Origin of the sequence: Mycoplasmoides fastidiosum, assembly GCF_024498275.1 — a bacterium.
Lineage (GTDB): Bacteria > Bacillota_I > Bacilli_A > Mycoplasmatales > Mycoplasmoidaceae > Mycoplasma_N > Mycoplasma_N fastidiosum.
The window spans coordinates 850,664-875,456 of the sequence record NZ_CP101809.1 but is presented as its reverse complement, the minus strand read 5'-3'; the positions used below and the strand labels follow the sequence as shown (position 1 = coordinate 875,456).

Annotated in this window: 26 protein-coding genes, 1 tRNA gene and 1 pseudogene; 24 read left to right on the top strand and 4 right to left on the bottom strand. The window is 30.6% G+C overall.

Going from position 1 to position 24,793, the window contains the following annotated elements:
- The first annotated feature begins 72 nt into the window (after positions 1-72).
- Positions 73-561, top strand: coding sequence for a 50S ribosomal protein L10 (gene rplJ, locus NPA10_RS03075; RefSeq protein WP_256547243.1), 489 nt, complete (start codon positions 73-75; stop codon positions 559-561).
- 68 nt (positions 562-629) lie between these two features.
- Positions 630-998 carry a 50S ribosomal protein L7/L12 gene (gene rplL / locus NPA10_RS03070; RefSeq protein ID WP_256547242.1) on the top strand — a complete coding sequence of 123 codons (369 nt, stop codon included), beginning with the start codon at positions 630-632 and terminating at the stop codon, positions 996-998.
- A 122-nt stretch (positions 999-1,120) separates the two neighbouring features.
- Here rplL and NPA10_RS03065 read toward each other — a convergent pair.
- Positions 1,121-1,196, bottom strand: a tRNA-His gene (locus NPA10_RS03065).
- 271 nt (positions 1,197-1,467) lie between these two features.
- Here NPA10_RS03065 and rsgA point away from each other — a divergent pair.
- From rsgA to gatB, 9 genes and pseudogenes are all read left to right on the top strand, one after another.
- On the top strand, positions 1,468-2,310 hold the full coding sequence (rsgA, locus tag NPA10_RS03060; RefSeq protein WP_256547241.1) for a ribosome small subunit-dependent GTPase A: 843 nt from the start codon (positions 1,468-1,470) through the stop codon (positions 2,308-2,310).
- Positions 2,311-2,321: 11 nt separating this feature from the next.
- On the top strand, positions 2,322-2,966 hold the full coding sequence (locus NPA10_RS03055; protein WP_256547240.1) for a hypothetical protein: 645 nt from the start codon (positions 2,322-2,324) through the stop codon (positions 2,964-2,966).
- A 9-nt stretch (positions 2,967-2,975) separates the two neighbouring features.
- Positions 2,976-4,307, top strand: coding sequence for a ribosome biogenesis GTPase Der (gene der / locus NPA10_RS03050; RefSeq protein WP_334304523.1), 1,332 nt, complete (start codon positions 2,976-2,978; stop codon positions 4,305-4,307).
- A gap of 100 nt (positions 4,308-4,407) precedes the next feature.
- The gene (locus NPA10_RS03045; protein WP_256547238.1) at positions 4,408-4,740 is read left to right on the top strand and encodes an HU family DNA-binding protein; all 333 of its coding nucleotides are present in this window, start codon (positions 4,408-4,410) and stop codon (positions 4,738-4,740) included.
- A 39-nt stretch (positions 4,741-4,779) separates the two neighbouring features.
- Positions 4,780-5,253: pseudogene (gene msrB / locus NPA10_RS03040) on the top strand (peptide-methionine (R)-S-oxide reductase MsrB); the annotation flags it as partial.
- Between the two features lie 90 nt (positions 5,254-5,343).
- The gene (gene msrA, locus NPA10_RS03035; protein WP_416388927.1) at positions 5,344-5,817 is read left to right on the top strand and encodes a peptide-methionine (S)-S-oxide reductase MsrA; all 474 of its coding nucleotides are present in this window, start codon (positions 5,344-5,346) and stop codon (positions 5,815-5,817) included.
- 18 nt (positions 5,818-5,835) lie between these two features.
- Positions 5,836-6,123 (top strand): hypothetical protein, encoded by a 288-nt coding sequence (locus NPA10_RS03030; RefSeq protein ID WP_256547237.1) that lies wholly within the window; start codon positions 5,836-5,838, stop codon positions 6,121-6,123.
- The gene (locus tag NPA10_RS03025) at positions 6,113-7,564 is read left to right on the top strand and encodes an amidase family protein (RefSeq protein ID WP_256547236.1); all 1,452 of its coding nucleotides are present in this window, start codon (positions 6,113-6,115) and stop codon (positions 7,562-7,564) included. Before NPA10_RS03030 ends, NPA10_RS03025 begins: the two co-directional genes overlap by 11 nt.
- A gap of 1 nt (position 7,565) precedes the next feature.
- Positions 7,566-9,002, top strand: coding sequence for an Asp-tRNA(Asn)/Glu-tRNA(Gln) amidotransferase subunit GatB (gene gatB, locus NPA10_RS03020; protein WP_256547235.1), 1,437 nt, complete (start codon positions 7,566-7,568; stop codon positions 9,000-9,002).
- Positions 9,003-9,053: 51 nt separating this feature from the next.
- On the opposite strand, the gene NPA10_RS03015 is transcribed toward gatB, so the two are convergent.
- From NPA10_RS03015 to NPA10_RS03005, 3 genes are all read right to left on the bottom strand, one after another.
- Entirely contained in the window at positions 9,054-9,719 is a 666-nt protein-coding gene (locus tag NPA10_RS03015; RefSeq protein WP_256547234.1) for a superoxide dismutase, read from the bottom strand.
- Positions 9,720-9,783: 64 nt separating this feature from the next.
- Positions 9,784-11,484, bottom strand: coding sequence for a hypothetical protein (locus NPA10_RS03010; protein ID WP_256547233.1), 1,701 nt, complete (start codon positions 11,482-11,484; stop codon positions 9,784-9,786).
- A gap of 3 nt (positions 11,485-11,487) precedes the next feature.
- The gene (locus NPA10_RS03005; RefSeq protein WP_256547232.1) at positions 11,488-12,228 is read right to left on the bottom strand and encodes an ATP-binding cassette domain-containing protein; all 741 of its coding nucleotides are present in this window, start codon (positions 12,226-12,228) and stop codon (positions 11,488-11,490) included.
- Between the two features lie 343 nt (positions 12,229-12,571).
- On the opposite strand from NPA10_RS03005, the gene rplU reads away from it, so the two are divergent.
- The 13 genes from rplU (at position 12,572) to NPA10_RS02940 (ending at position 24,759) form a co-directional block, all read left to right on the top strand.
- Positions 12,572-12,871 carry a 50S ribosomal protein L21 gene (gene rplU, locus NPA10_RS03000; RefSeq protein ID WP_256547231.1) on the top strand — a complete coding sequence of 100 codons (300 nt, stop codon included), beginning with the start codon at positions 12,572-12,574 and terminating at the stop codon, positions 12,869-12,871.
- A gap of 2 nt (positions 12,872-12,873) precedes the next feature.
- Positions 12,874-13,194, top strand: coding sequence for a ribosomal-processing cysteine protease Prp (locus NPA10_RS02995; protein WP_256547230.1), 321 nt, complete (start codon positions 12,874-12,876; stop codon positions 13,192-13,194).
- Positions 13,187-13,483, top strand: a complete 297-nt coding sequence (gene rpmA / locus NPA10_RS02990; RefSeq protein ID WP_256547229.1) for a 50S ribosomal protein L27 — start codon at positions 13,187-13,189, stop codon at positions 13,481-13,483. Before NPA10_RS02995 ends, rpmA begins: the two co-directional genes overlap by 8 nt.
- Before the next feature lie 149 nt (positions 13,484-13,632).
- Complete coding sequence (gene rplK, locus NPA10_RS02985; RefSeq protein ID WP_256547228.1) at positions 13,633-14,085, top strand: 50S ribosomal protein L11; 453 nt, start codon at positions 13,633-13,635, stop codon at positions 14,083-14,085.
- A 20-nt stretch (positions 14,086-14,105) separates the two neighbouring features.
- Positions 14,106-14,786, top strand: coding sequence for a 50S ribosomal protein L1 (rplA, locus tag NPA10_RS02980; RefSeq protein ID WP_256547227.1), 681 nt, complete (start codon positions 14,106-14,108; stop codon positions 14,784-14,786).
- Positions 14,787-14,975: 189 nt separating this feature from the next.
- Positions 14,976-16,121, top strand: coding sequence for an ABC transporter thiamine pyrophosphate-binding lipoprotein p37/Cypl (gene cypl, locus NPA10_RS02975; protein WP_256547226.1), 1,146 nt, complete (start codon positions 14,976-14,978; stop codon positions 16,119-16,121).
- 257 nt (positions 16,122-16,378) lie between these two features.
- Positions 16,379-18,004 (top strand): iron-containing alcohol dehydrogenase, encoded by a 1,626-nt coding sequence (locus NPA10_RS02970; RefSeq protein ID WP_256547225.1) that lies wholly within the window; start codon positions 16,379-16,381, stop codon positions 18,002-18,004.
- A gap of 210 nt (positions 18,005-18,214) precedes the next feature.
- Positions 18,215-19,672: a hypothetical protein gene (locus tag NPA10_RS02965; protein WP_256547224.1), complete on the top strand. Its 1,458-nt coding sequence runs from the start codon at positions 18,215-18,217 to the stop codon at positions 19,670-19,672.
- Positions 19,673-19,735: 63 nt separating this feature from the next.
- Positions 19,736-20,329 carry an MSC_0623 family F1-like ATPase-associated protein gene (locus NPA10_RS02960; protein WP_256547223.1) on the top strand — a complete coding sequence of 198 codons (594 nt, stop codon included), beginning with the start codon at positions 19,736-19,738 and terminating at the stop codon, positions 20,327-20,329.
- Entirely contained in the window at positions 20,329-21,177 is an 849-nt protein-coding gene (locus NPA10_RS02955) for an MSC_0622 family F1-like ATPase gamma subunit (RefSeq protein ID WP_256547222.1), read from the top strand. The genes NPA10_RS02960 and NPA10_RS02955 overlap by 1 nt, the downstream gene beginning before the upstream one ends.
- Positions 21,178-21,186: 9 nt before the next feature.
- Positions 21,187-21,738, top strand: coding sequence for a hypothetical protein (locus NPA10_RS02950; RefSeq protein ID WP_256547221.1), 552 nt, complete (start codon positions 21,187-21,189; stop codon positions 21,736-21,738).
- 88 nt (positions 21,739-21,826) lie between these two features.
- Positions 21,827-23,296: an ATP F0F1 synthase subunit alpha gene (locus NPA10_RS02945; protein WP_318034588.1), complete on the top strand. Its 1,470-nt coding sequence runs from the start codon at positions 21,827-21,829 to the stop codon at positions 23,294-23,296.
- Complete coding sequence (locus NPA10_RS02940; protein ID WP_256547220.1) at positions 23,284-24,759, top strand: MSC_0618 family F1-like ATPase beta subunit; 1,476 nt, start codon at positions 23,284-23,286, stop codon at positions 24,757-24,759. The genes NPA10_RS02945 and NPA10_RS02940 overlap by 13 nt, the downstream gene beginning before the upstream one ends.
- Positions 24,760-24,793 lie beyond the last annotated feature (34 nt).

Below are 24,793 nucleotides of genomic sequence, written 5' to 3'. Positions count from 1 at the left end.
GTGTTTTTACCAAAAACAAGGCATTTTTTATTGTCTTTGTACGCTTAAAAGTAATTAAGAAAGATAAGTAAGATGTCCAAAAAAATTCATGATTATAAAGCATCATTAGTTAATGAACTTGCTGACAAACTAAAATCATGCCAATCTTTTTTAATTTATGAATATGCGGGTTTTACCGCTAAAGAAGCATCTAAATTGCGTGATGATTTAATTGCTGCTGAATGTCAAATGACTGTTTATAAAAATAATATTATGAACCGGGCACTAAAACAATCTGGCATTTATAGTGAAGCTAGTTTCACTGGTCCAAATGCTTTAGTTTTAGGTGGGGAAAATATTGAACCATTAAAAGCAATTGCTAAAATGGCTAAAACCCATAAATTCATTAAATTGAAAGCGGCTTTAGTAGATGGTAATTTAATGCTTGCAGATCAGTTAACTGATTTTGTAAATTTACCAACCAAAAAAGATCTGTATGCAATGTTGTGTCAATGCTTACAAGCTCCATTACGCAAATTTATGCATGTGGTTAAAGCGGTTGGTGAAGCTAAACCGCAATAAACAAATATTCAAAATTAAAAATTTAAATCTCTATTTCATTTAAAACAAATTATAAGGAAAGACCTAAAATGGCAAAATTAACAATCGAGCAAATCATTGCTAGTTTAAAAGAATCAACTTTAGTGGAACTAAATGATTTGGTTAAAGCAATTGAAGAAGAATTTGGCGTTTCTGCTGCTTTACCAGTTGCTGTAGCTGCAGCTGATACTGGTGCAGCTGATGCTCCTACTGAAGTAAACGTTGTATTAACAGCTGCTGGTGACAGTAAAATTAATGTCATTAAAGTTGTACGTGAATTAACTGGTTTAGGATTGATGGATGCTAAAAAATTAGTTGACAACACTCCTGGAGTTATTAAAGAAAACGTACCAGTTGCTGAAGCTGAAGAACTAAAGAAAAAATTAGTTGAAGTTGGCGCAACTATTGAATTCAAATAGAATTGAATTCATTATTTAATTTTTAAATTTCTTAACTGCATCTTAAGAGATTTTTTATACTAATCAAGATCAAATAAAAAAACCTCTTAATGTTACATTAAGAGGTTTTTTTATTAATATAATGGGGCGAATGACGGGAATTGAACCCGCGAATGCCTGAACCACAATCAGGTGTGTTAGCCACTTCACCACAATCGCCATATCTTTTTAAATTATACCATTAAATTAAAAGCTTTAATACAATTTAGTTTTAACCAAACATGACCATTAGTTAATTTTTTGATATTTTAGTTACATTATATCTAACATGAATGAAGAATTTTTTAAGATGTCTTAACTAATCTTGATGAGTTTTCGAGTGAAGAATTTGTTTTAATATATAATTAAAATTTGTTAGAGTCAAAATTTTTTGACTCTTTTTTTAATTATTTGAAAAATAAATTTTTATTGAGTCCTTTCACTATTTTAAATGCAAGAAAAATTACAGGTTTATCAGCACTTCAATAAAAAAGTTATCACAAAAATTAATGGTATTTTTACTGAAGTAATGATTCCAACAAATTTTGGCAGTAAAATTATTTGTGGCGATTGAATTGAATGTGAATTAAAAAATGACTCTTATTTAATCACTAAATTATTAGATCGAAAAAACCTTTTAATTCGACCTAAAGTTGCAAATATTGATCACATTATTTTAGTTTATCCATTAATTCGTACTAAAAAATTTAGTGATTTATTATGGTGAATTTTAATGTATCAATCTCAACATTTCAATGTTAAAGTGGTATTTAGCAAAAGTGATTTACTACCAGTTGGCGAACGTGACGTTAAAATCAATTTAATTAATGATTATTTAAAAATTTTACAAGTGGAATCATTTGATTATCATAATTCTGAACAATTAAATCAATTACTAAAATCACTTCAAAATAAATTAATTGTTTTAGCTGGATATTCAGGGGCTGGCAAATCGACTTTCATAAATTTTTTAGATCCTAATTTAATGATTTTAACTCAAAGTTTAAATAATAAAAATTTAGGAAAGCACACCACAACGACTGCTAAAATTTATGAGATCAATCAAATTAAAATTATTGATGCACCAGGTTTTAGTAATCTTGATTTAAATTTAAGCCCTTTAGAAATTGCTAATGGTTGAAATTTATTTACTGAATTGGGAACTAACTGTAAGTTTAATGATTGTTTGCATATTGATTCCAATGCAGATTGTGGCATTATTAGTGCTATTGCTGCAAATAAATTAGATGAAAAAATTTATGAAGTTTATTTAAGTTTCATGAAGAAGAAATAAAATAATTAACAATGAATCGAATTGAAAAATTTGCTGATTACCGGAAAGAAATTGAATTTAATGCTAATGCTCTTAAAAATGTTCAAGCTAGTGTTAAACGTCTTAGTGATCTTTACAAAGATTTAAAAAAATTACAAATTCCTAATTTAGTTCAAGTGGAGCAAAAATTGGATTTAGTTAAGCACCAAGTTTATCAACTAAAAACAGTTGATGAAATTTATAAGCGAATTAAAGATTTCAACAGTGAATTTAATCAAAATCTTATTGATCAATTTATTTTTCAAACTAAGCAAGTTTTGGAACAAAATTATCAATCACTATACCACAATGATTTGAATAATTTTTTAAACGACGAATTAGCTAATGACCCTAATCATGTCATGAGTTCAGAACAATTTACTAAAACCGAACAATTAAAAAACGAATTGCTTGAATACAAAATGAATTTGGATCATAATCTGGAATTGTTAGAGAAAACTCTATTAAAAGCAGATGAATATTTAAAACAAAATAAAAATAAGGAAAATGATCAGTTTGCAAACTTAACATGAACCTTTAAATCCAAAAAATTTAAAACTGCTTTTTATTTAATTTTTGGTGTTGTGTTAGTAATTGTAATAATTATGATTGGTTTATTTTTTGGGGTTAAACTTTAGAGCATGAATTTAAAACGCGTCAGCATTATTGGCCGACCTAATGTTGGTAAATCACGATTTTTTAATCGAGTGACTAAAAATAAAATTTCGATTGTTCTAGCCGAACCAGGTATCACTCGCGACCGCATTAGTGCACCAGTAGAATGATTGACCCGTCACTTTGAATTAATTGATACAGGCGGAATTAGTGATGCCAAATTAAGTTTCCAAGAAAATATTAATGAGCAAGCAAAAATTGCCATTGATCGGGCTGACTTAGTTTTATTTATGGTGTCTTATTTGGACGGATTAACTCCTGAAGATTTATATGTTGCAAGTGTTTTGAAACGATTAAAACCTAAAAAAGTCATGGTTTTAGTCAATAAAGCTGAAAACTTTCAGGATTATGATAGTGTTAGCCAATTTCTGAAGTTAGGATTTGGTCAACCTTATATGATTGCGGCCGAACACGGAATTAATATTGGTAATGTTTTAGATGATATTGTTAAACATTTACAAATTGCACCAACCGAAAAGCCCCAAAATGATGTTTTTCGGTTTAGTTTAATTGGCAAACCAAATGTTGGTAAATCATCTTTAGCTAATGCTTTATTAAATGATCAACGCTTAATCGTTTCCCCAATTGCAGGGACTACACGGGACGCAGTTGATTGTTATTTTCAATATCACAACCAGGAATATTGTTTGATTGATACTGCTGGAATTCGCCGTTCAGGTCAAGCTAATAAATTAGAAGTAGAACGTTATGCAGTTTTACGAGCTAAAAAATCATTGATGCGATCCAAGTGTGTTTTTTTAGTTTTAGATATTGCTACTGGAATTACTGAACAAGATGAGATTATTGGGGGATTAGCCTACAAAGCTAATATTCCTACCATCATCTTAGCCAATAAATGAGATATTTATCCCAACAAGGATGATAATAGCATGCAAATGGCCATCAAACTTATTCGGGATCGGTTTGTTTATTTAAATTGGGCACCAATTGTTTTTATTAGCGCATTGACCAAAAACCGAATTCACAAAATTTTTGAGATGATTGAAGAAATTAAAGCTCAATTAAATATTAAAGTCGCCACTTCGGTTTTAGAAGATTTGTTATTAAAAGCTCAAGCTCTTAACCCAATTCCTAACGTTCATGGAAAAAAGATTAAATTATCTTATGCAGTACAAGTCAAAGGTCAAATTCCAACTTTTGTAATTTTTTGTAATGACCCCAATTTATTGCATTTTTCTTACGCACGATTCATTGAAAACCAAATTCGGTCGGCTTTAGGGTTAACTTTAGTACCCATCACAGTTTATTACAAATCTAAAAACGCTCGGGTAAGGAATAAATAAAAAATGGCGTTTTTACTAGAAATCTGGTTATAATTACATCAAATAACGATTTATAATAATCTTTTAAGATACCGTTTTAAAATTTACTTAGGAAAATAGAATGAACAAATCTAACAAAATTGTTGCTTCAACTAAAAAAGAGATTTTGAGTCGAGTAAGTGAATTGCTTTCTTCCCAAATTTCTCATCAAGTTAGCCAAAAAGACCTTGACACAATTTTAGAAACCTATTTTAGTGTTTTATTAAAAACACTTCAAGTAGAAAAAGAAGTTCGAGTTCTTGATTTGGGAAAAATGAAAATTGTTGCTTCTCCTGCTCGAACAGCTTTCAACCCTAAAACAAAAGAAAAGATCTTGGTTAAAGCTAAAAATACTCCTAAATTCACCTTTTCAAAAAGAATTAAAGAACTAGTTAATGAAAAAGTAAAAGGTTAAATTCTTTTTTCTTATTTCACATAAAAAAGTCATATACTAATGGGTATATGACTTTTTTTACGTATATATTGATTATTTATTAGCATTGCCCTTAATTTATTTTGGGGCACGATTATTTTAGGTTTAAAAATGAAAAAATTTACTGATTTCCGTTTTTCTGAAAAAAATTTATCCATGAAAGCACGGGAAATTCTTTATAAAAACGGCACTGAAGCGCCTTTTACTGGAGCTTATTGGGATCATTGAGAACAAGGTATTTATGTTGATCCTTCTAATGGTGATGTTTTATTTAGTTCATATGATAAATTTAGCTCACGATGTGGTTGACCAGCTTTTTACCAACCAATTGATTTAGATGCAGTACAATTCAAGCATGATAGTTCACACAACATGTCCCGCACTGAAGTGCGCACAGCTAAATCTGATTTACACTTAGGTCATGTATTTGATGATTTAGATCCAACTGCTCTAGCTCAAGGTTATCAGCGTTATTGCATTAATTCTGCAGCGTTAAAATTTGTACCTGAACAAGAAATTTTAGCTTCTGAACACCAACCCTGAATTGATTTCTGAACTGCTTCTAAAGCTAAAAATCAAAATGATTTAGGGATGATTGTGATTGGTGGAGGTTGTTTTTGAGGGGTACAACACTTGATTCGGGATATTTCTGGTGTGTATCATACTACTGTTGGTTATGCTAATGCTAACGAAAACCGTCCGATTACTTACAGTCAAGTTTGCAGTGGAACTACTGGTGCAGTTGAGGTTGTAGAAGTTTTTTATAATAAAAAAATTCTCCCACTTGAACGGTTGCTAAATATTGTGTTTCAACATGTCGATCCGACCACTTTAAATCAACAAGGCAATGACAAAGGAAGTCAATACCGTTCTGGTGTTTATTTCACTGATATTAATGATTTGCCAAAAATTACACAATTTCTAAAAAATTTACAACACCAATATAATCAACCAATCGTAACTGAAGTAGAACACTTACGAAACTATTTTTTAGCTGAAGAATATCATCAAAATTATTTAATCAAAAATCCTAATGGTTATTGTCACATTAAATTTTAGTGATAACTAATATTAATTATGAAAATTGAAAAAAACCAAATCACTAGTTTAACTAAAAACTGGTATATTCCTTTAGACGAATCAACAGTTGAGCAATTAATCACCCACTGAAACCAAATTGATGCTGATCTAAGTTTAGTCACCACAATTGCCACTGAGCATGTTGTTATTAGTAATTCTCTAAAATGAATTAGCAATACAAGTTTAGCAACTGATCAACCCCAAGCTGCAATTAATGTAAACCAAGCTTTACAAACAGTTCCAAATCAAGAAGAAGGATATGTTGTAGTTCGTAATGAATTCTAAAATTTTGCAATATCATCAAGATTTAAAAACAGGAAAAATCAGTTTAACTACTACATTGACCCAAATTAAAACAGCTTTAGCAAATCATGCTCATGCAAACGCTATTATTAATGATTGTTATGCTTCTGCTCAAATTGCCATCGATCAATTTCAACCTAGTTCCAGTTTATTAAATGGGGTATTCTTTAGTTTAAAAGACAATATTGTGACTACTGATCAAGTTACAACGGGGGGATCACTATTTCTTAAAAACTACACTTCACCTTTTGAAGCAACTGTGGCCCAAAAATTAAAAGCAGCAGGAGCGATTAATGTTGCTAAAGCTAATTTAGATGAATTTGGTTTAGGAGGTTCAGGCACTTTTTCAGCCTATGGTCCAGTGCATTTATATAATCATCCAGAATATTTAATGGGAGGATCTTCTTCGGGCTCAGCTTACTTAGTTGCAGCAGGAATTGTGCCATTTAGCATTGGCACTGATACTGGTGATTCAGTGCGAAAACCTGCTTCTTTTGGAGGGATTGTTGGGTTTAAACCAAGTTATGGATTAATTTCTCGGTTTGGAGTTTATCCGTTTTGTCCTTCTTTAGATACAGTGGGCATTTTAAGTCAAACGGTAATTGATGCAGCAATTGTTTTAGATGTTATTGCTGGTCAGGATCAACATGATACAACAACTTGAACAGATAGTTGTACAAATTATTTAATAACAACCCAACAACCAATTACCAAAAAGATCCGGATTGGGATTTTGAAAAATATGTTTGATTATGAAGAACAACCTAATTCAGCTCAAACCCATTTTGATACCACTAAAACTGAATTTTTAAAATTAGTCCAAGAATTAGAATCACGATCTGAAATTGAAATTGTGTGAACTTCTTTTGATGATCAAATTCTTAAAGTGATTAGTAGTTTATACTTAATTATTGCTTATGCTGAAGCAGCTAGTTGTTATGCTAATCTAACTGGAAGTACTTTTGGTTTAGGTTTAGCCAAAAATAATTTTTTTACAGCGATTACTGATAACCGAAGTTGTTTTGGTCAAGAATTTAAAAAACGCATGGCTATTGGAGCTTATGCTTTAAGTGCTAAAAATTATTTTTCTACTTATTTACAATCTAAAAAAGTGCGTGAAATCATTAGTGATTTATTAGAAGAAAAATGAAACGAATGTGATGCAATTTTATCGTTAGGAGCTTTTGGTACTTCTTATAAAATTGCTGAATTAAATGCAGGCATTAATCCTCCCAAAAACATGATTGACAGCATTTTACAAATTGCTAACTTTGAAGGCTTGCCATCAATTACAATTCCCTGAATTAAAATTAAGGGTTTAAGTGTTGGTTTGAATTTATTCACTAAAGAAAAACAAGATGGACAACTACTTAATTTAGCATACTGAATTAGTGAATGAATTTCAATAAAAGAGGTTGAGTAATATGAATTATTTAGTCACAATTGGCTTAGAAATTCACACTACAGTTAATTCTAAACGCAAAATGTTTTCAGCCGCACCCAATTTAGCTAACGCTGATCCCAATACTTGTATTGATTATATTGATTTGGGTTTACCTGGTACTTTGCCAGTTGTTAATTTAACTGTTGTTGAAAAAGCGATTTTATTAGGCCATGCTTTAAAAATGCAAATCAATTATCAAAAAATTAATTTTGATCGGAAAAATTATTTTTATTATGATTTGCCTAAAGGTTATCAAATTACTCAGTACTATCATCCGATTGCTAAACACGGAAAAATTATTTTACCCGAATCCCAAAAAACAGTTGAAATTGTGCAGATTCAAATTGAAGAAGATACTGCAAAACAAACTAAAGTTGGCGACAAAATTTTATTAGATTTTAACCGTGCTGGAACTCCATTATTAGAAATTGTTACAGCTCCTAATTTTACTAATGCTATTCAAGTTTTAGAATTTCTTAAATATTTAAAACGCACTTTAGTTTTTTTGGGTATTAGTGATGGCAAAATTGAATTAGGTAACTTACGAGTTGATGTGAATCTATCAGTGCGTAAAAATGCAACCGATCCATACGGTAATAAAGTAGAAATTAAAAACATTGGTTCATTCACAGCTGTTGCTAGTGCGATTAACTATGAAATTACACGGCAAACTAATTTAATTAAAAATGGTCAATCAGTAGAACAACAAACCCGTCGGTGAAATGAAACAACTGAAACCACTGAATTCATGCGGGTTAAATCTGATGCTGTAGAATACTTTTTTATTCCGGAACCAAACATTCCCGAATTTGGTATTAGTGAAGAACGATATCAAGAATTAATTACTAATTCACCCCAAAATTGATTAAGTATTGAAACTGATTTATTAACTGCTGGATTATCTCAAAAAGAAGTTGATCATTTATTAGATAATTATGAAATCTATCAAATTGTTCACTTATTAAACCAACATTTAAATGATTTCAAAAAAAGTTATAAATGAATTGGTAATGAAATTTTGGGTTATTTAAATAAAGCTGATTTGAATTTTGAAACTTTAGCACCCACAATTTTACAAGAATTAATTGCTGCAGTTTTAGCTGTAGAAATAGAACAAAAACTGAATGCAAAACAAATCAAATTAGTTTTTAGCGCTATTTTGGCAGAAGGTTTAAATTTAGATACTGCCATTGAAAAATATAATTTAAAACAAATTACTGATTTAAATTTTTTAGTGGAACTAGCTGAAAAAATTCTTGAAGAAAACCGCAGCAAAATAGATCAATTTTTAGACAATCCAATTAAATTTGAAAAATTTATTATTGGTCAAATTATGGCTCGAACTAAAGCGCAAGCTAATCCCTTGAAGGCCAAAGAAGCTTATTTAAAAGTAGGTGCTCCGTTATTAAAACAATAAAAAAATCCTGTTTATTTTAAAACAGGATTTTTTTATTTATTTTTTAGGTTATTAGCAACCACCTAAACCAGAACAGCCGACAAATTCGGGATTATCACTATAAGAAGATTTAGCTTGAATAAAGTTCCGATTTACATTTTTCCAGTTAACAATTTTCCAGAAATTAGCTACATAATCAGGACGGCGATTTTGATAAGCTAAATAATATGCATGTTCTCAAACATCTAGTCCTAATAAGGGAATTTTGTGTTCCATTAATGGAGAATCTTGATTAGGAGTAGAAACTACTTCTAATGAATCATCAGATTTATAAACTAATCATGCCCAACCAGAACCAAAACGGGTTTTTGCAGCATTTTCAAATTGAACTTTAAATTCTTCAACACTACCAAAATTTTTAACTAAAGCTGCTTCTAATTCTTGAGGAATTGGTTGATCTTTTTCAGTGGATAAAATGTCCCAGAATAAAGTGTGGTTAGCATGACCTCCACCATTATTCCGCACTAAATTTTTTACTTCTTCAGGTAAGTTATTAAATTCAATTAATAATTTAGTTACCGGCACTTCTAGATAAGAAGGATGGTTTTTTTCTAAACCAGCATTTAAGTTATTGATATAAGCTTGATGGTGTTTGCTGTAATGAATTTCCATAGTTTGAGCATCAATTTGGGGTTCCATTGCTTCATAACTATAGGACAGTTTAGGTAATTTAAACATTTTAAATCCTTTATTTCACTAAAATTTATTAGTATTAGTAATTTTACCACTAACAAATTCAGAATTAGGATTTTGCAGTTTTATTTACAAAATTTTTAACTAAGGTTATTTGAGTGATTTTAGTAAATAATTGGTTTAATTTCAGATTAGTGATGATTTCTAAAAAGATAATTCCCAATCAAAAAGTTCACAAATAAACATTGAAAGCTTCGGGATTACGTGTGGCAAAGCTTATAAATTTTTGCCCAAACAGCGAAGCACCAAAAATGCCAAAAATCACTACATCACGTAAAATCAATTCAAATTCAAATTTACTGAAACTTCAAAATTCTTGCTTTAACCGAGGTCAGAAATGTTGTTGTAAAATTCATAATTTGGAATAACTTAATAATTGATAATACTGCAAAGAAGCATCAGTGATTTTATAAATCATGCCGTTAATTTTTTTGGCAAAGTTAAAACTGGTACTGAAAATTAATATCATAATTACAGTTGCTTGGGATGTATCAAAAATAGGATTAAATAAATAAAATAAAAGAATAGTGGGCAAAGAGCGATTTAATAAATTAAAACCAGCAAAGAATTTAGCAATAAATTTATTGACAATTTTGGGCGATGCTAAAAGTCCCCAAATTATGCCAAAAAAAATTGCTCAACAAAAAATGGTAATTGTTTGTAACAGAACTTGAAAAAACAAATAAAATGGATTATCTATTAATTGATCAGTTGTAAAAAGATATCATTTAACGTTAAATAATCCTTCTAAATAACCTAGCATTTGCGCATTGGCTGGAGAGTGAAAATTTAATTGGGTTAACGAATAAATACTAATCCCAAACATCAATCCAAAAATGAGTAATTTAAATTTATCACCATAATAAAATCGTTGAGCCATTTGTTGAGGGTGTCAATTGGTGATTTTGGTCTTGCTGGAATTATTTTTTGTATAAAAATTTAGAACAATTTCAAAAAACAATAAACTGAGAAATAAGAATAAAAAAGGAATGAAAACTTCTTCAAAATTTTTAGCCGCATCAGCAATTGGCTGATAAATTAAAGTGCCTAAACCAATAACTCCTAAAGAACCTAATAGTGAAATTCACCGTAAATTAGATTCAATGGCAAACAATAGAAACAAAAAACTTTTGTGTTTGATTTGTTGTCAAATAAATTGATAAAACAAACTAAATCGTGCATAACCAATTTTTTGGTAAAGTTGATATTGTTCTAAGTTAACATTTTGAAAAATATTGACAAAATATTTGTGCAATCACAATCAACTAAATCAGAAGAAAACCATCACTACTACATCAAATGAATGGAAACCTGACTGTCAAATACCTAAAAAAACAAAGACGGGAAAAGCTCGCAAACCAATTATCAATCAGCTACCTAAGTTTCACAATCAATTCTTGAAAAAACGATTTGTAAAAAAATAAGCACTAATCATCGCAGCGATTCAACCACTAATAGTTCCCAAAAAAATATTGCCCAAACTGATCATTAAAAATTCAGCAGATAATGACCATAAATTATAAGAAGGATAATGATGATTAACAGTTACGGGGCTAAAAAATAGTTTTAAATAACGATAAAAGAGATCAGCTCCATTTGGAAAGAACCGGACAGGATTAAAAATAAAAATTATTACTAAAATTATTGCAATTAATAAGCTGCCAACAAATTTTATTCAAGGTCGTAACTGTTTTTGATGCTGTCGGTTCCCATCACAATATCAATCAAGAAACCAATTGTGTTTGATCATTTTTTACTGGTAAACCAATTCTAAATCATTAGCATTTACATTTTGGGTTGGTTTGATGAAATGAATTGTTTGGTTTTTGATGGCAATGGTTTTATTGGAAATCATTTTCAATAAATTAACATCGTGAATATTGATGATGATACAACACTGATGAATTTGTTGTAATTTTTTGATTAATGCAATTGTTAGTTTTGCAGTTGCTGGATCTAATGATGTTGTTGGTTCATCAGCCAAAATTAACCGCGGTTTTTTCAATAACAATTTGGCAATTTCTACACGTTGTTTCTGACCTTGGGACAAAGCACCAATTTTTGTAAATGCCTTATTTAAGATCCCTAATTCCTTAAGAGTTTGGAAGATCATAGTGCGTTGCTGGTAATTTAGGTAAAAGAAAATTTTTTGTCACCAAACTTGTTGGTGTAAAAAATCCCGCTTAATTGCTAAATAAACCGTATCATCTTCAAACAAAGTAGAAGTTTGGGATAAATACCCAATTTTTGATCATAATTTTTTGCGCTGCTTAACCGATAATTGGGTTAAATCATGCTGATCAAAATAAATTTTGCCGCTAAGAATTCGATCGGGTTGAAAAATGGCGTTCATTAATGTTGTTTTACCAGCACCCGATTTGCCAATTACGCAAACAACATCATTTTCATTGATCTGAAAGGAAATGTTCCTTAAATAAGGCACATCTTTGTGATCATAAACAATATTAACTTGTTGAAATTCGATTATAGTCATTTCCAATACACCTTTGGACTGGTGTTTTGGAAATGAATTTCATTACAAAACATACTTGCTCCGTTAGTTTTAACTATATCAGCTAATTAAGGGTGTTTCTCAACGCTTCTGGATAAAAACCAGAAAAGTACCCCTGATGTTCTAGGAAATTAATTATATAGTTTAAATGAAAATTTAGTATAATTTCAGTGATTATTGTTTTGAGAAAAAACACTTGATTTAGATTGAGTTTAAAAGAAAAAACACTGAGCCTGCTTAGTGTTTTTTCTTAATGAAATGAGCCATTTCACTGGAAATGACCTTGTTTTTCAACTAGTAAAATTCAGAAAAAGAAAGGATTCTTATGTCAGCAGTTTTTGTAATTGGTGGCCAGCAATATAGTGCTAAAGAAGGTGATGTACTTTATGTGAACACCCTTGGTGCTAAAGAAGGTGAATTAGTGCGTTTTGATCGCGTATTAATGGCTAATAATAAAATTGGCAAACCAACTATCGCTGGTGCTTCAGTTACTTGTCAAGTATTAAAGCACGGACGACAGAAAAAAATTCATATTATTAAATTTATTTCCCAAAAACACCACATGAAACGTCAAGGTCACCGTCAAGGTTATACCAAATTAGTGGTTAAAGAAATTAAAGCTTAATTATGATTCGTATTCGCATTAACCCAGCCGAAATTAGCGTTCAAGATCATGCTAATTTTGCCGTAGTCAATCAGGACATTGTCTGTGCGGGGGTTAGTGCCATTATTTTAGGTGCTTGTGGTTTTTGGATTAATGATCAACGCATCGAAATTGTTCAAACGGTTAATCCGGCTTTAGTGACAATTCGTTTTAATTCTGATGCTTTAGCTGATAGTGATTTGTTAAGTCAAAAAGCCCTATTAGTTAAGCAATTAACCATGATAGCCCAAAATTATCCACAATATATTCAATTAGAAAAGCATGAAAGGAACGCAAATGACTAAATTAATTTATGATTTGCAATTTTTTGCTTCTAAAAAAGGGGTGGGTTCTACCAAAAATGGTCGTGACTCCAATCCTAAGTTTTTAGGTGCTAAATTAGCAGATGGTCAAAGCGCTAAAATCGGACAAATCATTTACCGCCAGCGTGGCAACCGGATTTTCCCTGGTAAAGGGGTTGGTCAAGGTTCTGATGATACATTGTTTGCTTTAAAAGATGGGATTGTAAAATACCGTCCCTATCTAAAACGCAAAACTAAAGTTGAAATTATTCCTCCAACTCCTAAAGCATAAATCAAACTATAATCTTTTTTCTCACAAACAAAACTCTGATTTTTCAAAACCTAAATCATTAATCTAAGGTTGACTGGTTCGTGGTAGAGTTTTATGATTGCTCGCTAACACCACATTAAGAACAAATATTTACAAGGAATGTTGCTTATATGGCCGCAAAGAAAATCAATCGCATTGCCAAATTAGAATTAATTGGCGGACAAGCTAAACCAGGTCCTGCTTTAGCTTCTGTTGGGATTAACATGGGTGAATTCACCAAACAATTTAACGATCGTACTAAAGATCGAAACGGTGATGTTGTTCCAACTATTATTACTGCATACACTGACAAATCATTTATTTTTGAAGTGAAAACCACTCCAACAACAATTTTGTTAAAAAAAGCTGCAGGAATTGAAAAGGGTGCAAAAGTCCCTAATAAAGAAAAAGTTGGTAAAATTTCTAAAGAAAAAGCGTTAGAAATTGCCAAATATAAATTAGTTGATGCTAATGCTCGTGATGAAGAAGCGATGTTACGCATGGTTGCAGGAACTGCAAAACAAATGGGTTTAGAAATCGAAGGGTTTGATCCAATCAAACCAAAAAAAGCTAAAGGCTTTTAGAAAGGAGACAAATTAATTCAATGCCAAAACATTCAAAACGCTTTAAAAAAATTCTAGCTAGTGTTGATACCAAAAAGAATTACACTGTAACTGAAGCTTTAGAATTATTAAAACAAAATGCTAACGTTAAATTTGTTCCTTCTGTTGACATTGCTGTTAAACTAAATTTAAATACCACTAAACCCGAACAGCAATTACGTGGTACTTTCACTTTGCCACACACTGTAGCTAAAGAAGTACGAGTTTTAGTTATTGATGATGCTTTTACTAAAGAAGATGCTGAAAAATGTGGAGCTGATCATTATGGTAGTGTGGAAAAAATTGATGAAATTAAACAAGGCTGAATGGAATTTGATTTAATCATTACTACTGCTAAAATGATGCCTCAATTAGCTAAAATTGGGAAAATTTTAGGTCCAAAAGGTTTAATGCCAAATCCCAAATTGGGAACAGTAACCAACGATGTTGTTAAAACTGTTATCGAATTTAAAAAAGGGAAAAGTGAATACCGCACCGATTCTTTTGGAAACATTCACATGCAAATTGGAAAAGCTGATTTCACTGTTGAACAATTAAGTGAAAACTTTGATGCAGTAATGCAATTATTAATTGCTCGCAAACCAAGTGTGGTTAAAGGAACTTACATCCAAAATATCTCTTTATCAACTACCATGGGACCGGGATTAAAAATCCAATTTTAATTTTTTCACTTTTTTATTAGAACAAAGACTCAACAAGCAGGACTTCTAATTTAAAATTAAAAACACTACTTCGAGTAACTCGAAACTAATTTTGAAATGCAAAATTTGTTACTAATTTAATATAAAGAACAAAAATACCTGCCCTTCAGTTATTGGTTTAACTGAATGGTTTTTATTTTGGGAGTCATCATGGGATGAACTAAAAAATGGGGAATAATAAACCTCTTGACCCTAACAAGTGGTTTCTTATTAAACGCATGTGCAACAAATGCTGATCTTAGTTTGATTACAATTGGACTTTCACAAAACTTTACAGATGCTTCAACTTTAAATCAGTTTAAAACTGCTTTATTATCTCAAATCATTGAACTTAAAACTAATCATTCCCAGTTTAAACAAGTGGAACTAAAAGATTTACACATTGTTTCGATTGAGGACGAAGCAACTAAAATTCAAGATTTGAATACTAATAAAATTCAATTTGGGTTTGTCTCTGCTTTTGCAGTTTTTCAATCTCGTGTACAGAATTTTCAGATTGCACTCCAGACTAAAACAGATGCTTTTATTGGTGATCAGACAATTGCTTTTTATGCAACTGAAAATAATCCATTAGCCACAATTGCAACCAGATTAAACGAAAACTTTCAAAATCCTAGTTACAAAACTTGATCTGATTCAACTAATCCTAAAGGTTGAAATGGTTTTCGCTATCAGAAAAATTATGTTGAACCAGCTCAAACAATTCCCTATTACCGCGGAATGATTATGATTTATGGTAATGAAACCGAACGGACCCAAATCAGAACCGCATGAAATAATAAAGATTGGAATGCATTTAAAAAATTTGGCATTATGAGTGGGAATTTAGATTCGGCTGGTAGATATTGATTACAAGCAGAATTACTAAAAAAACATTTTGGACCAAATCAGTTCACTAGTTTAGCAGAATTGGCTAAAACTGATCCAGATTTCTTGTTTCTTTCGGGACAAAAGGGAGAAAATATTGGCGCAACTAATCTAGCAAAATATCACATTGTTTTTGATGATGCAGGTTCATATGCTTGAACTAAATCTAATACAAATAACAGTCAAATTTTTGCTTATACCCCAGCTGATACCACGAAACAAACTGAAATTTTTATGGTAACTGATCCGCTTCCTTATGACTTAGGAATTTTTAGTGCTCAAGTTCCCCAATTAACCCAAGATCTTGTGGTTCAAGCTATTCTAAATTTGCAAGCTAATGATCCGTACGGACCAAGTTATGGGTATAATGGGTACGAAGCAGCTAACTCTGATTTTCTAAACCAGTTTCGACACAATTACGGATTTTAATTTAGATTGCAAAACGTTTAAAATTAGTGTTTAATTTAGAATTAATTGAATGATTAAAACAGGGTTCATCAACCCTTAATTTTGATGAAAAAATTACGGATTTTACGGGCATATATTGCTAAAATCTTGAAATTTATAATATATAATTATTAAATATTCACTTGTGGTAATTTGAAAATTTCGTAGTTGCTTTCTGAAGGAAATCTTCTGCTTTTTTAATTTACCATCTAATTTTTAATTAGGATCCTTTATACATAATGGCTAAAGTTAAAACAACTACAACTAAGAAAAAAAATCAAGAGTTAAAAAATCATCAAATTAAAGTGCAGCAGAAGAAAAAAAGCGTTCCTGTTGTTACTACTGTTGAAGTTAAAGAACAAGAAATGGTGCAATATCAAGATGTTAGTCAAGATAATGCACTTGAACCAAATATCTTTTTAACCAAACAAAACCAAATTTTTGATTTACTAAAATTTAGCAGAGAGCAAGCTAAAGTTCATCGCATTGTTTCCAAAGAACAATTACGACGATTAATTGTTCAACCCCAAATTTCATCAATTAGTAATTTAACTAATTTAGTTCGTCTAAAATCTGATTTCGTTTACAAATCAGAAGACGAATTGTATCAAGAATATTTGGCTAAAATTGAAATTGAACAAACTCAAGAACCACCACGTGATGATGATTATGTTGTTGAAGTTGAAAAATCAGCACCATATTTAGCTGACTATGTTGTAAGTAGTAAAGTTTTTGAAAAATATCTACCTGAAGAGTTATTAAAAAAAGGTGCTAAGAAAATTTTAATTTTAACTGACACTGATTTCCAACAAACAACCCATTCTTATCAGTTATTAGTTAGAGCTTTACGACAACACGGAATTTTCTTTGTTGAATACACTAACATTCAACCTGAAATTACTAAAAAATTAGTGTGGGATGTTGCGGCTTTTGGTCACGAACATGATGTTGATTCTGTGATTGCTTTTGGTTCATGATCACTGATTGACTTCTCCAAAATTGTAACCATTAAGATGTCTAATCCAAACTTGAAACGTTTAAACCGAGCATCTAGTGAAACTTACACCCGTTCTAACTATTTTGTATTCTCTATTCCAACTTTAGTATGTATGGAAGATGGCGTGAATTCTTCAAGTGTTTTATTCAATGAACCAATTAAAAAATTGGGCGGTGGAAAAAAAGCTTCTAACAATGATTTATTAGCTTTAATTACTCCAGCTGACAACTCTGACTGTTCTTTTTTCTATCCTGAAATTTTGTTAGAAATGAACCCAGAAAAACTAAAAGAAGCTTTAATCGAAACTTATTTCCGAATCATCTTGAATTTATATGATGCTAAGTTAAGTGATCGAACAATTGATCTTTTAGTGACTGATGCAAAATACATTCGCGAAACTTTAAGACGTTTACAAGCTAAGAAAAAAGGCTTGACTGAAAAAGAATGTGATCGTTTGGCATTGATTATTGTTCGTACTGTGGATGGAACAACTTATTTACCAGAAGCACACCAGTGAAACTGATACTTCTTGGAAACTGCTTTATATGCCGAATTCCGCACTAAACGATCTGAAGGTTTAGCAGTTTTAGCACCAATTTTCTTCCGTGAAGGTGTGAAACATTCTGATAAATTTAAAGAGCGCACGGTGGTTTTGGCTAATAAACTATTTGATCGGGAATCAGTTGATGGGTTTGTGCTAGAATTAATGCATTTTGCAAGTGAATTCAATTTACCACAAGCTTATTTAGATATGCATGAAATTCGCGAATTAACTCCTCACAATTTGGTGAATGTAATTCGCAACGGAACTTATTTTGTGCCAGCTAAAATTACTAAAAAAGTTCTTGAAGGTATTTCTTTATACTAATTTTTCACATGATTATTTAAACAAAAATCATTATTCTCACTAGTTATTTAGGGAGAAGTGATTTTTGTTTTTATTGTTATGAACAATTGAAATTATTTTTGTAATCGGAGTTTACTAAAATAGTAAAAAAATAATAATCCATTTAAAAAATCTTGATTATTATTAAAGCTAAATGAAACGAGGGATCGCTAATAAATTAGCTCTGTTTTTATGAAACGAGAAAGAATCTTTATTCAGTCGAATGATTTATCACAATTTCATTACGGCGGAATTAAAAAATACCAAAAATTTAATGTTTTTTTAATTTATGCTACATTATTTGTTTTGTCGTATTTAACCCTTAATTTTTTAGCTTCTAACATTTCTGGAGCCATTGCATTAAAAGAAAATTATGTGCCTTATTTGGCCAATTTCTTGTTTCAGATCATTCACACTTCATTTGCAAGCTATTTTTTAACTTTAGCTTTTACACGTTTTTATCAAGATCACAAAAGTTTTAAACTCTATCTACTCTGAATGTTCATTTATTATGGCAGCGGAGTCATTAGCTATGGCTTGTGGTTTTACATCCAACCCCAAGTTGATTTTACTAATGCTAAACCAATTGATTTAGTATTCTTTAAATACATCATTTACTTCTTCTTGTATGCGATTTTATTAGAATTAGTTTATGTAATTTTTTTCCTAGTTTTTGATCGTAAAGTTGATTCCATTAATGTTGTCAACTATAAAATTAAGTTTGTAACTTTATTTATTTTCTTTGTTTATACATTATTGTTTATTGGCTATTTAGGTGGACATTACGAACGGGCTATTAATTTTTTCAAAGATCAATTAATTCCATTCTTTCGTTTTCGCGAGCTGACTTTAAGACAAGGTATTCGTAGTTTTATTATTTTGTTTGTATCAGTTGTGCCATGGTTATTTTTAATTGCATTACATTTAAATGTCCAACGATATGCTAAACGCAATGTTGTTTTAAAATTATTTAGTGCGCGATTGACTACGGCATTTTTATTAGCTAATTTCTTGTTCTTTATTGTTAATAATTCCAGTGCAATTCGTAATTTTCAGTTTTCAAGTTTAAACTACATTTATTTAGTAATCACTCTGATTACATTAGCAATTTTCTTCTTTTTATTAATTTGAAATCAGATTCACTTTAACTCTTCGATTTATTATTTCTTAATTGTGGGGTTTTTCTGATTCTTGTTATCTTGGTTTTTAGTTGTTTTATACATTACTGGTGACACGGTTAACTTTTTTTCTCGGGTGAATTTAATTATTCTTGCAGTCGCATTGATTGTAATTATTTCTACCATTTTCTTTAATAGTTACACTTTAAAACAACCAGTTTTAATGATTTCTAACATTTTGTTACAACTAACAGGATTAATGTTTATTGTGATTTATTTAATTAACACAAACTTACCTGATATTGATTTAAAAGGTTATGACCCGTTTTTAATTTTGTATGTTTTGATTGCGTTATTATCGTTAATTAACATTAACATTTTGCTAATCGTCTTTATTATTTCATTGAAACGATTAGCAAAAAATAAACGAAACCGTTTAAAAATCTTTTCTCCCCAAACTTTTGATAAATATAACCTAACCGGATGATTGAAATTCCAAAACTTTAATAAGCATCCAGTCAATTCCAAATAATATTTTTAAAAAAACTGTTAAGGAAATAAATCATTTATGAATATCCAACAAATGCTTAATTGAATGAAATCACTTTGAAGCCGGTTAAATAGTTGACAAAAAATCAAACACGAAGTGCAAAATTTATTTGCAGTTCAACTGAAAGATTTTGTAACCCGAATGAAAACGGGGAAAAAGAATGTTAATTTATCTTACATTGAAAAAATTAGTGCTCAGTTTGAAACTGTAGTTAATAACAAACAAAGTTATGTTAATAAGATTGATAACTTCAAAGAAATTATTTATTTAGAAAATTTTTTTGATAATAAAAATCAAGCATTTGAACGTTTAATGGCAGGAATTACTGATGCTATTCGTACCCGGAAACAAATTATTTTTCCCGAATTTTTCATTACTTGGTGGTCTAATCAAACTGGTTATTTAAATTATCCAACTTTATCAGTTAACAAAGCAGAATTAAGTACTAACTTAAAAATTTATGATCCTTTAAACCTAGATGATCCTGATGTCATCAAAACTTTTAAAAGCTTAATGAAAGTACTTCATTATGAATTGAAAGAGCAAGAAATGTATTTGTTTTTAAACAAACACATTATCATTGCTTTTTCCCAGAATAATGGTTATTATTTATTGTTTTCTAATGAGGTTAATAGCTAATGAAAAGCTATCAACATGCCGAACTTAAGGTTCAGAATTTAGAGAATTTAAAAAAATACCTTAACATCTATTTTTATGAAACCCTTTCAATGTTACAAGTACGTAGTCGGTTACTAACTAACAAACTAAACGAAATGGCCTATGTAAAAAATATCTTTTTAGACATTGAAAAAAAATATAAACTTAAATCTTTTTTTTACTATAATCCTCGTTCTGAACAATCCCAACAGGGTAATTCCTTATATGTTTATATTGCAGAAAAAATTAAGTTATCTGGAATTAACTCGTCTTCTTATGAAAATGACTTATTAAAAAAAATTGGGCCAAAAGATTTATTAATCACAATTGGAAGTGCAGCTAATGAGTTTGCCACTAAGAATGAATTAAAACCAATTCTTAGTCTTCCTAAAAACACAATTGATAATTTGGATGAACTGAAAACTTTGCTGTTTGAATACTATTTAACTGGTAGAGTGGCTCAAGTAAAATTCGTGTTTGTAAGTAACAAAATTAATAATGGTGAAGTGACAATTTTACCAATTAACAAATTTGATATTAAATACGAAGTTAGTACTGAAGATGAAGAACAATTAAACATTGAAAAATACAATATTTATCCCAATTTAAACGAATTTCAGAATAACTTAGCATCAATGTATGTTGAAAATGTGATTTATGGGATGATTTATGAATCTGATTTTTATGTGTTGAAAAAACGCTTAGTAAAAATTCGAAGTAATTTGAATGAAATTGACAAAAAAATCTTCAACTGAAACTACGAAATTTCTAAGGGTAAATATGATGAAATTAACAGCGACATCATCTTAACCCAGCAAAGTCAAAAATAGTGGTTAATCATGAATAATTTTTTGAGTAAACTGCACAAACAGTTGCATTCACTACTACATCAACAACCCGATTATTTTCATGTTGTTTGACCTGATGATGAAAAACTGATGAATAATGCCCAAATGCAACCGATTGATTGATCAAAAAAATATTTTGCCAAATTACTGGTTTATGACAACTTTAAAGAAATTTTGGTGAAAAATAATGATTTAATTGTTGATAAAGATTTATTGATTTCATTTCATAACGAGCGCAGTAACCATATTTTTTTATTAAAAGATGCCTTAATTATTTTTGAAAACAATAAAGCCACAATTAAAATGTGTTCAAAAATTGTTGAATTTGTGCGACCTGAAAAAACCAGCGATGAATTTTTTAGCAACAACCAAGTAGAAATTGGGGTTATTAAAAAACGGTTGCGTAAAATTAAGCAAAATGAAGTGTTTGGTTTATTACCAAGTGAAATCTTAGAGCGTAACTACTTACAATCTGCACTGAAAGTGAAGAAATTCATTGACTTTGTTAAAATGGAACCATACCTAAAAATTCAAGAAAAATAAAACCTGGCGGGAAACTAAAAAAATGAATTCACATGTTAAATCAATTCAAGACTATATTGTTGAAATTAGTGGAAACGACTAGTATGCCATTAACCAAATCTTTAAATTCAAAACTGGAAAAACCGGGATCGTTATTAATGCCACTACCGATCGGGCTTTTTTAATGTATGATGGTCAAATTGAAAATTTAATGATTGGTGATGATGCCACTCCCTTAGGTGGCGATTTTGAACTGAAAACTAAATCAAGTTACTTTGGCACAATTATTGATATTTATGGCAATAATGTGTATGGAACAAATAAACAGAAAAATGAAACAGTTTTTCCTTCTGCTTCTGGTGTTTTTGCTGAAGCTAAAAATTTGAACTACCGTTTGAATCTAGATACGCAACTAAAAACGGGAGTTTTTGCAATTGATGTTTTATTTCCGATTGGTTTAGGTCAACGTCAAGTTATCTTAGGTGATGCTCAAACTGGTAAAACTAGTTTATGCTTATCCACAATTATTAATAATAAAGATAATGATCAATTAAAAGTTATTTATGCTTCAATTGGTAATAAATCAGTCGATTTATCCCGAATTTATAATGTTTTATTAAATAAAAAAGCTTTAAAAAACACCATGATTCTACATGCGCCTAGTGATAATTCGTTGCAGCAGTATTTAATGCCTTATGTGGCAATGAATCATGCTGAAAATTTGATGATGGCGGGGTATGATGTTTTAGTGGTGATTGATAGTTTAACCAATCATAGTCATGTGATTCGTGAAGCTGGACTATTAACCGGAGCACCAGTGGGGAAAGAAGCTTATCCGAGTAACTTATTTTTTGCTCATGCACAATTTTTAGAACGCTCTGGTAAATTTATTAATGGCAAAAGTATTAGCTGTTTACCAATCGTGAAAACAATTAATAACGACATTACTTCATTGTTGGCTTCGAATGTGATTTCGATTACTGATGGTCAAATTGTTTTAAGTTCAGATTTGAAAAACCAATCCATTTTACCAGCCATTGATTTACAACGTTCTGTATCCCGACTAGGTGGAGCAGTGCAATCACAAATGTTACGTCAATTATGTAATAATTTAAATGCTATCTACAATTTGTATGTGCGCAACATGCGGTTTAGCCAAATTAATTTTGAATTTAACAGCTTCATTAAAAAAACTTTAGATCAAGGGAAATTACTGGTGAATGTTTTAAAACAAGCAGAGTTTGTTTGTTATTCAAGTGTAACCAATTTAATTTTGGGTTCAATTGTTTCAGGCAATTTGTTAGATGCTAATGCTCCAATTCAGTTTTATATTGAGATGTTTCAAGAATACATGCACCAAGATCACGTTGGAAAAATCATTTATCGTGCCATTCGCGATCAAATTGATCACCGTCGCGATATTAACCAAGAAATTTTGGGTCACTTCTTGAAAAATATTTTCATGCAATTTGAACAACTAAGACACACTGACTATCAAATGAATTTTAATAATCCGGATTATTTTAAAATTTCACCAAAAGTGATGGAAGTGTTGAAAGGATCATTATGGGCAAAATAATTGTGGCGCAACCTGGGGTTTATGATGTGCAATTTAATCAGGGTCAATTGCCTAAAATTGGTAATGTTTTAGTCTGTGAAACAAAAAAATGTGTGCTTGTTGTTGAAGCAATTATTTCTGAAACTGTTGCCAAATGTATTTTGTTAAAAGGTTCAGATTCATTTTTACGAATTAACCAAAGTTTAGTTGATACTAAAAAACCACTGATGGTTCCAGTAGGAACTGAAACTTTAGGGGGAGTTTTCAATATTTTGGGCCAACCGCTTAATAAAATTGAAGCGGCTTATCGTAAAATTCCAATTAATTCCACCAATAAACCCAAAAAAGATTTTTATGTTAAAAATGAAATCATTGAAACCGGAATTAAAGCGGTTGACTTTTTTACTCCAGTTTTACGTGGTGGTAAATTAGGAATTTTTGGTGGTGCAGGGGTTGGTAAAACCATTTTAATTAAGGAATTGATTAACAACATTTCCCGTAAGATTAATAAAAACGTACATAACATTTTTGTTGGCGTGGGTGAGCGGACTCGGGAAGCTAAGGAATTGTATGATGAATTACAAAAAACCAATTTTTTAAACTTAATGAGTTTGTATGTCGCGGAAATGAATGAAACTTCAGCTTCCCGGATGAAAATTTTGCAAGCTGGAATTACAGCAGCTGAATACGCTCGTGATGCTAATAAAAACGAAGTGCTAATTTTCATCGACAATATTTACCGGTATTTACAAGCTGGACGAGAACTGTCTTCTTCATTAGGAAAAAAACCTTCAGAATTGGGTTATCAAGCAACGATTAACAGCGAAATTGCTAGTGCCCAAGAACGCTTAGACACTAATAGTAATGGCTCAATTACTTCTTTTCAAGCCGTATTTTTGCCAATGGACGATTTAAATGATCCCGCATCTGTAGCGATTTTAAACCACTTAGATTCTTTGTTAGTTTTATCTCGGGAAATTGCGGGAAAAGGATTGTTTCCAGCGGTTGATCCGTTACGCACTTCTTCTTGAATTACTAATCCAACCATTATTGGGGATTTACACTACAACTTGTTGCTTGAAGTAAAAGCAATTTTAAATAAACAAAAAGAATTAGAAGAAATTATTACGATTTTAGGGATTGAAGAACTAGATTTAGAAAGTCGTAAAAAAGTGAAAATTGCAGCCCAGTTAACCAGTTACTTTACCCAAAACCTGCACACTACAGTTCAGTTCACTAACCAACAAGGGGTTTTTGTACCTTTAGAAAGAAATTTAGAAACAATTAAACGAATTATTCAGGGTGACTATCTGAGTTTAGAAGAACACGAATTCCTTTATATTAATGATTATGAAGATTTGGATCGAATCTTAGCTAATCAAGTTCAGCCAGATGAGCCCGAAGTCATTGAAAAACCAACCAACCAAAAAGTTTCTTTATTTGGTTTTGGCCGTCGTAAAAAAGCGGCTAATTCTACCCGGTAAAACGGATTAATTAAATTTTATTATTACAATTCAA